This is a genomic window from Corallococcus caeni, assembly GCF_036245865.1.
Taxonomy (GTDB): Bacteria; Myxococcota; Myxococcia; order Myxococcales; family Myxococcaceae; genus Corallococcus; species Corallococcus caeni.
In genome coordinates this window covers 410,357-412,778 of record NZ_BTTW01000007.1, presented here as the reverse complement: position 1 = coordinate 412,778, position 2,422 = coordinate 410,357, and the positions used below count along the sequence as shown (strand labels likewise).

The 2,422-nt window shown below is 72.3% G+C and carries 2 protein-coding genes; one reads left to right on the top strand and one right to left on the bottom strand.

Features of this window, described 5'->3' with window-relative positions; all coding sequences use genetic code 11:
• Nucleotides 1-227: 227 nt before the first annotated feature.
• Nucleotides 228-1,571, top strand: coding sequence for a GON domain-containing protein (locus AABA78_RS28755; RefSeq protein WP_338267838.1), 1,344 nt, complete (start codon nucleotides 228-230; stop codon nucleotides 1,569-1,571).
• 3 nt (nucleotides 1,572-1,574) lie between these two features.
• On the opposite strand, the gene AABA78_RS28750 is transcribed toward AABA78_RS28755, so the two are convergent.
• Nucleotides 1,575-2,399 (bottom strand): GNAT family N-acetyltransferase, encoded by an 825-nt coding sequence (locus AABA78_RS28750; protein ID WP_338267837.1) that lies wholly within the window; start codon nucleotides 2,397-2,399, stop codon nucleotides 1,575-1,577.
• Nucleotides 2,400-2,422 lie beyond the last annotated feature (23 nt).

Genomic DNA, 2,422 nt, shown 5'->3' with positions numbered 1-2,422 from the left:
GCCGGAGTCCACCGTGACCGCCGTGGAAGCCCGGGGGGCATGACAGCGCCGTCCCCTGGGCAACACCCGCGCGCGTGCCAGGACTGGCACGTTCGTGGGGCCGTCCCCTCGGTACAGAGGCCGGGCGCGCCTGCAACGTCCCGGAATCCCAGCGGTGGAGCCCGGGCGGCCCTCCTGGCCCCGCCCTTGCCATGGGAAGGCTCCGCACCCCCAAGGAGCCTTCACCCATGAACCACTTGAAGTCCGCCGCCGTCCCCCGCTTCTCCCGCCGCGCGAAGACCCTGACCTGGAGCCTCCTGGCCCTCGCGGCCGCCGGCTGCGGCGCCAGCGACACCTCCAGCACGCCCGCGACGAACACCCAGGCACTCACCGCGCTGCCCGCGAGCTGCCTGGACATCCGCACCGCCCAGCCCGGAGCGCCGGACGGGTCCTACGTGCTGTACGTGGCCGGTGACGTCACCGCGTCGTGGACCGCGTACTGCCGCGACATGGCCGGCACGCCGAAGGAGTACCTCGCCCTGCCGCACAAGGAGCCTGGCTCCAACTTCTCGCAGTACACTGCGGGCGACGCCTCGCCCGGCACCGACGTCCGCACGTCCTACCTCCAGCTGCGCATCGACCCCGCGACCCTGCGCGTGGACACCGCCGACCAGACCTTCGCCACCTCCACGGGCCAGCTGACGCACTCGCCGGACACCGTCACCTCCATGCCCTACGGCGTGGCCATGGCGTGCGGCGGCGGACAGGGCGTGGGCAACATCGACCTCCGGAGCACCCCGTTCACGGTGGACGCGGAGTCGTTCGGCGTGGGCGGCGCGAGCGCGTCCGGTGCCGCCGTCATCCGCGAGGACGGCCAGGTCGTCGACCTGTCCGGCGGCGGCTTCTGCGGCTGGGTGGGGCTCGTGGGCAGCTTCAACCCCTACAACCAGCAGGGCGGCACGCTCCAGCTCCACTACCGCGGAGGGGACCGTCCCGCGACGTGCCAGGACCTCCGCGCCGCCCGCCCTGGCGCGCCGGACGGTGAGTACGCGCTGTTCGTGAACAAGGATCCGCTGAAGCGCTGGACGGCGTGGTGCAAGGACATGGCCGGCACGCCCAAGGAGTACCTGCCCCTCGTGCACACGGAGGATGGCGCCAACTACTCGCAGTACACGGCGGGAGGGAACTCGCCGGGCACCGACGTGCGGACCCGATACACGCGCGTCAGGATGAACCCCGTCACCCTCGCCGTGGACACCGGGGACCAGACCTTCGCGACGTCCACCGGGGCGCTCAGGCACGTCGACAAGGAGCCGGTGACGGCCATGACCTACGCGGCGGCCATGGGGTGCAGCCGCACGGGCCTGGCCAACGTGGACCTGCGGGGCACGCCGTTCTCCGTGCGCTCGGGGGCCATTGGCAAGTTCGGCCCCTCCAGCAGCTCGTCGTGGTGGGCGTTCAGCGCCAACAACCAGGTGGTGGAGATGCGCGGCTACGGCGGCTGCGGCTGGGTGGGCCCCCAGGGCAGCTACAACCCGTTCAACCAGAACGGCGCGCTGCTGCCCCTGGCGTACACCGTGCCGCAGCCGTAGCCCTCAGGGCGACGGCTCCAGCCCCGCGCCGGGCTTCACCAGCACGGCGCGGGAGTAGGCCATCTGGAAGCCCAGGCGCATGGCGTTGCGCTCCGTGGGGATGCCGGGCGAGGACATGATGGCGGCCAGGTCGCTGCCCTTCTCCCGCCCCCGAGCCAGCCGCGCGGCGATGAGCGCCTGCTGCACGCCGCGCCGCCGGTACGCCGGCAGCACCGACGTTCCGAACAGGGTCGTGAGCCCGTCGCTCACCTCGCAGCTCCCCGCCCCCGCCGGCTCGCCGTCGAGCCAAGCCATGTACGAGTCCGAGGAGGGGTTGCGCGCCGCCTTCAATCCCATCTCCCAGAAGATCTCCGGCATCGGCTCGCCTTCCGGGACGAAGCCGCTGCCGGCGACCTCCACGAATCTGCGCACCGCCGCGTCGTCGGACGGATCCACCCGCTCGACGCGCAGGCTCGGAGCCGCGCTCCGCGCCAGCAGCGACAGGTCCTCTCCCGCGGGGAGCGGCCGGTACAGCACCGTCTCGAACTCGCGCAGCACGAAGCCCCGGTCCGCCAGCCCCTTCAGCAGGGCCTGCGGCGCGAAGGGGCTCAGCTCCGCCTTGGGCTCCACCCCGCGCGAGGCGAAGAAGTCCACCAGTGCGTCCAGCTCCGCGTCCGTGACGGCACGCTCGAAGCCGTAGCCGCACGACTTGTTGATGTACGAGCCCACGCCGCCGAACGCCATCCAGCCGTCGGCGAGCGGCGCGGAGTCCGTCGCCAGCGCCACCGCGGAGGTGGCCTGCTTGCGTTCGAACCGCCGAGCGATCTCCACCAGGTTCACGTCGTTCATCCGCTCCCTTTACACCGGGGCGG